Source organism: Pseudomonas sp. (assembly GCF_049645325.1).
Lineage (GTDB): Bacteria > Pseudomonadota > Gammaproteobacteria > Pseudomonadales > Pseudomonadaceae > Aquipseudomonas.
In genome coordinates this window covers 1-7,839 of record NZ_JBARTQ010000624.1, presented here as the reverse complement: position 1 = coordinate 7,839, position 7,839 = coordinate 1, and the positions used below count along the sequence as shown (strand labels likewise).

Annotated in this window: 3 protein-coding genes; 1 reads left to right on the top strand and 2 read right to left on the bottom strand. The window is 60.6% G+C overall.

Features of this window, described 5'->3' with window-relative positions; genetic code table 11:
* Window positions 1-150 precede the first annotated feature (150 nt).
* Both glyA and WBB95_RS26560 read right to left on the bottom strand, forming a co-directional pair.
* On the bottom strand, window positions 151-1,404 hold the full coding sequence (gene glyA, locus WBB95_RS26565) for a serine hydroxymethyltransferase (RefSeq protein ID WP_424490278.1): 1,254 nt from the start codon (window positions 1,402-1,404) through the stop codon (window positions 151-153).
* Between the two features lie 267 nt (window positions 1,405-1,671).
* Window positions 1,672-5,523, bottom strand: a complete 3,852-nt coding sequence (locus WBB95_RS26560) for an EAL domain-containing protein (protein ID WP_424490277.1) — start codon at window positions 5,521-5,523, stop codon at window positions 1,672-1,674.
* A gap of 281 nt (window positions 5,524-5,804) precedes the next feature.
* On the opposite strand from WBB95_RS26560, the gene ettA reads away from it, so the two are divergent.
* Window positions 5,805-7,469 (top strand): energy-dependent translational throttle protein EttA, encoded by a 1,665-nt coding sequence (ettA, locus tag WBB95_RS26555; protein ID WP_395610482.1) that lies wholly within the window; start codon window positions 5,805-5,807, stop codon window positions 7,467-7,469.
* The last annotated feature ends 370 nt before the right edge of the window (window positions 7,470-7,839 follow it).

Below are 7,839 nucleotides of genomic sequence, written 5' to 3'. Positions count from 1 at the left end.
GGCCGCTTTCGCGAGCAAGCCCGCTCCCACATTGACTGCATTTCAACTCAATAACTGAGCGCACCCACGCGGAGTGAACGATCGAAAGTCGTTTTTCAGGCATAAAAAAGCCCGGCTCAAACGCCGGGCTTTTCATTCAAACCACTGCAATCAAGCGCCGTACACCGGCAGCTTCTTGCAGATGGCCTTGACCTTCTCACGCACCGCATCAATCACGGCTTCGTTGTTCAGGTCAGCCAGGATGTCGCAGATCCAGCCAGCCAGTTCCTTGCACTCTGCTTCCTTGAAGCCACGAGTGGTCACCGCCGGGGTGCCGAAGCGCAGGCCGGAGGTGACGAACGGCGAACGTGGGTCGTTCGGCACGGAGTTCTTGTTCACGGTGATGAAGGCTTTGCCCAGGGCAGCGTCAGCATCTTTACCGGAAATGTCCTGCTTGATCAGCGACAGCAGGAACAGGTGGTTTTCAGTACCGCCGGACACCACGTCAAAACCGCGTGCGATAAACACTTCGGCCATGGTCTTGGCGTTCTTCACCACTTGTTGCTGGTAAGTCTTGAACTCAGGCTGCAAGGCTTCCTTGAAGCAGATCGCTTTGGCGGCGATCACGTGCTCCAGCGGGCCACCTTGGGCGCCCGGGAATACGGCGGAATTCAGCTTCTTCTCGATCTCGGCATTGGCGCGCGCCAGGATCAGGCCGCCACGTGGACCGCGCAGGGTCTTGTGGGTCGTGGTGGTCACGACGTCAGCGTAAGGCACCGGGTTCGGGTAGACGCCAGCGGCGACCAGACCGGCTACGTGAGCCATGTCAACGAACAGGTAGGCGCCCACTTTGTCGGCGATTTCGCGAAAGCGCGGGAAGTCGAGGATCTGCGAGTAGGCAGAGAAACCGGCCACGATCATTTTTGGCTTGTGTTCAACCGCCAGGCGCTCGACTTCGTCGTAGTCGATCAGGCCATTGGCATCGATACCGTACTGAACGGCGTTGTACAGCTTGCCGGAGGAAGAAACGCTGGCGCCGTGGGTCAGGTGACCGCCGTGGGCCAGGCTCATGCCCAGGATGGTGTCGCCGCCTTGCAGCAGGGCCAGGTACACGGCGCTGTTGGCTTGGGAGCCGGCGTGCGGCTGGACGTTGGCGTAATCGGCGCCGAACAATTCTTTTGCACGGTCGATGGCCAGTTGCTCAACCACGTCGACGTACTCGCAACCACCGTAGTAGCGCTTGCCTGGGTAGCCTTCGGCGTACTTGTTGGTCAGCACCGAACCTTGAGCCTCCATGACCGCAGGGCTGGTGTAGTTTTCCGAAGCGATCAGTTCAATGTGCTCTTCCTGGCGCACGGCTTCTTGCTGCATGGCAGCGAAGAGATCGGCGTCGTACTTGGCAATAGTCAAATCACGGCTGAACATGGCGGTCCTCAAGGATCGGGGGCAGAAAAGGAGGGCATTCTAACCCAATGGGTTTTAGATGGCATATGAAAGGACATCATGTCGCGGACAAGCGGGGCTCATGCTGGCTGTTGTGGTGAGCGGGCTTGTCCCGCGCTGGGGCGCGAAGCGGCCCCGATAAAGTCACCGCATCTCTCTGGCGGAAATAACTTTCAGGCTTTGGGGCCGCTACGCAGCCCAGCGCGGGGCAAGCCCGCTCACTACAAGGTCCAGCGCAACCAAAGGGCTTCAGTCGAACATGAACAGCGCATCATTGCTGAACTGCGCCTCAAACCGGTTCGCCGGCATCGGCCGCCCGAACAGGTAGCCCTGCACCTCGTCACAGCCATGTTCGCGCAGGAAATCCAGCTGTTCATGGGTTTCCACGCCCTCGGCGATCACCGCCAGGTTCAGGCTGTGGGCCATGGCGATAATCGCCCGGGCGATCTGCGCGTCTTGCTCGCCGGAGGGCAGACCGTCGACAAAGGTGCGGTCGATCTTCAACACGTCGATCGGGAACTGCTTGAGGTAGTTCAGCGACGAATAGCCAGTGCCAAAGTCATCCACCGCGATGCTCAGCCCGAGGTTCTTCAGGCTGGCAAGAATCTGCATGGCCTCGTTGACCTCACGCATCAGGATACTTTCGGTCAGCTCCAGCTCCAGGCACGCCGGCGGCAGGCCGGTGTCCCTGAGGATGCTGGCGATGCGCTCGCCCAACTGACCGTCGGAGAACTGCCGCGCCGAGATGTTCACCGAGACTTTCGGCACACGCACCTTGTTCTGGTGCCAGGTCTTGAGCTGGCGGCAGGCTTCGCTGAGCACCCAATCGCCCACGTCCACCACCAGCCCGAGCTCTTCGAGCACCGGAATGAAATCCCCCGGCGGCACCAGCCCGCGGCGCGGGTGGCGCCAGCGCAGCAGCGCCTCGGCGCCGGTCAGGCGTTTGCCGTCGCCGCTGAACTGCGGCTGGTAATACAGCACGAATTCGTTCTGCTCCAGCGCATGGCGCAGGTCGCTTTCCAGCTCCAGGCGTTCCAGGGCGCTGGCGTTCATGTCGGCCTGGTAGAACTGGAAGTTGTTCTTGCCGCGTTCCTTGGCGTGATACATCGCCGTGTCGGCGTTTTTCATCAGTTGGCTCAGCTCGTTGCCGTCCTGCGGGCTTAAGGCAATGCCGATACTGGCGGTCACGAAGAACTCGCGGCCTTCGAGCACAAACGGCTTCACCAGGCTCGCCAGGATCTGCTCGGCCACCGTAATCGCGCGGTTCAGCGCCATGTCACGGCTGACACGCGGCTGCAGCAGCAAGGTGAACTCGTCGCCGCCCATGCGCGCCACGGTGTCGTCTTCGGCCACGCAACCGAGCAGGCGCGTGGCCATTTCCTTGAGCATGCGGTCGCCGGCGGCGTGGCCAAGGGAGTCGTTGATCGGCTTGAAGCGGTCAAGGTCAAGGAACATCAGCACCACCCACGACTTCTGCCGCTCGGCCGCCTGCAACGCAGTGTGCAGGCGGTCCTGGAACAGCGTGCGGTTGGGCAGGTGAGTCAGGGCGTCGTAGTAGGCCAGGCGGTGGATGCGCTGTTCGCTGGCCTTGCGCTCGCTGATATCACTGAAGAAGCACACGTAGCTGGCCAGGTCGCCTTCATCGTCGAACACCGCGGTGATGCCGACCCAGGCCGGGTAATGCTCGCCATTGCGGCGCTTGAGCCACACTTCGCCTTCCCAGGTGCTGTGCTGGTGCAGCTGCTTGAGCACATAACGCAGGTGGGCTGCCTGTTGTTCGTCGACGGTGAGCATGTTTGGCAACTGGTCGAGCACGTCCGCCACGGCATACCCGCTGACCCGGCTGAACGCCTCGTTGGCCTGCACGATATAACCGGCCGGGTCGGTGATCAGGATCGCCGACGTGGAGTGTTCGAATACCGTGGCGGCCATGCGCAGGTCTTTCTCGGCGCGGCGTTGCTGGCTGACGTCGCGGCCCACGCCGAGGATGCCCTCGAACGCGCCATGTTCATCCCACACCAGCACCAAGCGCGCCTCGATCGGCACTTTACGGCCATCAGCGCGCAGGCAGTCGAACAGGAACAATTGGGTCTGCACCTCATCGCGCAGCTTATTCAGCGCCTCGGTGTCGCCCAGCGCGCGGCTGACCTGTTCCACCAGGCTGTAAATGCCGGACAGTTGTTGCGGGTTGGCCACAATCGACTGCCAGCCATGCTTGATCACCCAGTCCACGTCGTAACCCAGCACGGCATTGACCGACGGGCTGATGTAATTGAGCGCCAACTGGCTGTCGGTGGAGCAGATCACGTCGCTGATGCTTTCGGCCAGCATGCGGTAACGCTGCTCGCTGTCGCGCAGGGATTCACTGGCTTCGATCTGGTCGGTAATGTCCTTGGCCACGCCGATGATCCGCGTGACCACCGCCGTCTTGTCCCGCGCCAGGGCCTGTTCGCGGATGTCGAAACGTCGCCACTGGTTATTGCGATGGCGAAAGCGCAGCTGGCATTGCAGCTGGGTCGTATAGCCGACCTGGCGCTGTTGCTGGCGCAGTTCGTGGTAATACTCGGCATCTTCGGGGTGCAGCAGGATTTCCCAGAAGTACTCGCCCATTTGCGCCAGCTCGGCCTTGTTGTAGCCGAGGGTGTGGCCCAGGTGGTGGTTGCTGAAAATCATCCGTTGGCTGATCACATCCTGCACATACAGGTGATCGGGCACGGTACGCACCACGTCCGACCAAAAACTCTCGCGCTCCACCAGCGACAGCTCGATGAGCTTGCGGCTGGTGATGTCGCTGATGCTGAGGATCACCGCCTTGAAATCGTCCTGTTGTTCCGGCAGGCGCATCACCAGCCACAGGTATTGCTCGTTGCCGGCCACATCGTTTAGCTGGATTTCCAGCTCCAACTGTTTTTGCTGCGTCAGCACCGCTTCCAGCACTTGGTAGCCGATGGCCGTGGCGTTGCGCGGGCAATCATCGATCAGGCGTTCCCAGGCCTCCTCGCAGGAACCGACATTGAGCAGGCGCACAGCCACCTGATTGACCTCGGTGATGCGCAACTCTTTGAGCAGTTGTGTGCGCTCCTCGGCACTGTTGTGCAACCAGGCCTGCAATTGCTCGCGGGTCTGCATATTGGCCTTGTCGAAAAAGGCCTTTAGCCCCGAGAGGTCCAGCACGCACAGGGCCACGCCAGTGCCTTCGAATATGTCCTGGTAACGCCTGCGACCTTCATGCACCTGGCGCTGACGGCGGCGCATGTTCAACAACACGATCACCGGGATCAGCGAAAAGGCCAGGCCCAGCAGGCATTTGCCGATGAATGCCGGCAGCAATTGCTCCAGCACAGCGCTGCGGTCGAACAACCCACGCAATTGCCAGTCGCTTTTGCTCAGTGGCGTGACCAGCACGCTTTTGTTCAGCTCATCGGGCGTCAACGCAGACGCCCATTGCGCCGGCATGCCGCTGTCACGGCTGACCACGCGGTGGTTCAGGCGGTTTTCAATCGCCCACATCGGGCGCTGGCCCTGGCCGTCCTGGCGGGTCAGGTTGCTCAGGTAGTTGGGCGCCAGGCGCAGGGCCCAGTACATTCTGGAGCCGCCGCTGGGCTGGTGCAGCAGCAAATAGATGAGGGTGCCGTCGCTGTTGTTGCTCAGGTAATAAGGTTGGGAGTGGCTGCGCTGTACCAACTCTTCAAGCCAGGCGGCGTCTGCACTGTCTTTGGCGCTGTCACTGACCATCGCGCCGCTGGGGGCGAGCAGGGCCACACTGCGCAGCTCAGGCAGCGAGCGTTGCAACGTGCGCAGCAGCGCCTGCAGCTGTTCGTCGTTGCGCGGTGGTTCGACCATCGGTAACAGGTTCAGCGCAATTTTCGCGCTCAGGGCCATGTTCAGGCTGATCTGCTCCGCCAGGTCGGCGCTGTAGTCGATGGTGTATTGCTGTTGGTTTTTCTGGTTCTGCTGCAATTGGTCCAGCAGCTGCCAGAACAATAATGCGAGCAGCATCAGGACAAGCGTCGCCAATGCGCCTTTGAAGGTGCCGTGCAGGGGCGCTCCCGGCGCTATATGAGCGGCGCGCAGGGGAGTTGGCGGCGTGACTTTGGACAAGCTGTGATCCTGCGGTTTGGCTGGACTGGCGCGCGACGTGCACTATAAGCCGGACGCCCGGAGGGCGGCTAGCATGCCTTGAGTTGTGGCAAAGTGCCAGCCCCGCCTGGCTGGACTGACCAAGCGCATTGAGGTAGCTTTGCCGGTTACGCGAGGGCGTTCCAGCCCCAGACATTCAGGCTTTTTCCGCACGCAGGCATTGATCACCGTCAACGGCCCGCGCGGCGCATGGCCTGGCACGGGCTTCGCCCGCTTAATTCATCACTGACGCTAGGTTCACCATGGCTCAATACGTCTTCACCATGCATCGGCTGGGAAAAGTTGTTCCGCCGAAGCGGGAAATCCTGAAAAACATTTCGCTGTCCTTCTTCCCTGGCGCCAAGATCGGCGTGCTCGGCCTCAACGGTTCGGGTAAATCCACGCTGCTGAAAATCATGGCCGGCGTCGACACCGAGTTCGAAGGCGAAGCCCGCCCGATGCCCGAACTGAACATCGGCTACCTGCCGCAAGAACCAATCCTGGACCCGACCAAGACCGTGCGTGAAGTGGTCGAGGAAGCGGTTGCCGTGATCAAGAACGCCCAGGCCCGCCTGGACGAGGTCTACGCCGCCTACGCCGAAGAAGATGCCGACTTCGACAAGCTTGCCGCCGAACAGGCCAAGCTCGAAGCCATCCTGCAGGCTGGCGACGGTCACAACCTGGAGCGCCAGCTGGAAGTCGCCGCCGACGCGCTGCGCCTGCCGGCGTGGGACGCCAAGGTCGAATTCCTCTCCGGTGGTGAAAAACGTCGTGTGGCCCTGTGCCGTCTGCTGCTGTCGGCCCCTGACATGCTGCTGCTCGACGAACCAACCAACCACTTGGACGCCGATTCCGTCGCCTGGCTGGAACATTTCCTTCACGACTTCCCGGGCACCGTGGTTGCGATCACGCACGACCGGTACTTCCTGGACAACGTCGCGGGCTGGATCCTCGAACTCGACCGTGGCGCCGGTATCCCTTACGAGGGTAACTACTCCGGTTGGCTCGAAGCCAAGTCCGACCGCTTGGCTGCTGAATCCAAGCAGCAATCGGCCCACGAAAAAGCCATGAAAGAAGAACTGGAGTGGGTGCGCAAAGGCGCCAAGGCCCGCCAGTCCAAATCCAAGGCACGTCTGCAACGTTTTGAAGAAATGCAGTCGCAGGAATTCCAGAAACGCAGCGAAACCAACGAGATCTACATCCCGGCCGGTCCGCGCCTGGGTGACAAGGTCATCGAATTCAAGAACGTTTCCAAAGGCTACGGCGACCGCGTGTTGATCGACAACCTGTCGTTCTCCATGCCAAAAGGCGCAATCGTCGGCGTTATCGGTGGTAACGGCGCGGGTAAATCCACGCTGTTCCGCATGTTGATGGGCAAGGAAACCCCGGATTCGGGCAGCATCGAAGTGGGCGAAACCGTGCAGCTGGCCTGTGTGGACCAGAGCCGTGACGACCTCGACGGCAGCAAGACCGTGTTCCAGCAGATTTCCGACGGTTCCGACCAGATCCGCATCGGCAACTATGAAATCCCGTCGCGCACCTACGTCGGCCGTTTCAACTTCAAGGGCGGCGACCAGCAGAAGTTCGTCAAGGACCTGTCCGGTGGTGAGCGCGGTCGCTTGCACCTGGCGCTGACCCTGAAAGAGGGCGGCAACGTGTTGCTGCTCGATGAACCGTCCAACGACCTCGACGTTGAAACCCTGCGTTCCCTGGAAGAAGCCCTGCTGGACTTCCCGGGCGCCGCCATTGTGATCTCTCACGATCGGTGGTTCCTTGACCGTGTGGCCACTCACATCCTGGCGTACGAAGACGACTCGCAAGCGGTGTTCTTCGAAGGCAACTACACCGAGTACGAAGCCGACCGTAAAAAGCGTTTGGGCGATGCGGCTGCCCAGCCGCACCGTGTGCGTCACAAAAAGCTCGCCTGATTCGGGTGGGTTTGAAAAAAGCGGAGCCTTCGGGCTCCGCTTTTTTTGTGTTTCGCAGGGGAACCGAGGTGGATTCATCGCAGGCAAGCCAGCTCCCACCTTGACCGCGTTTCCCCGGGCAACATCGATCAAATGTGGGAGCTGGCTTGCCTGCGATAGCGATTTCCCTATTGGTGCATTCACTGGGTTGAAATCCCCACTTGGGGGCAAGAATCCAGATTTATTTATATCCAATGCACCATTTAAATTCACAAAGGCGACATTTTGCGCTTTTCAGGTGCGGCATGAATTGCTAAGGTCCGGGTCAATCTCACCTAAAAACAATCAATTTGCCGAGACTTTTCCATGCTCGAATCTGTCGAATCTTTCC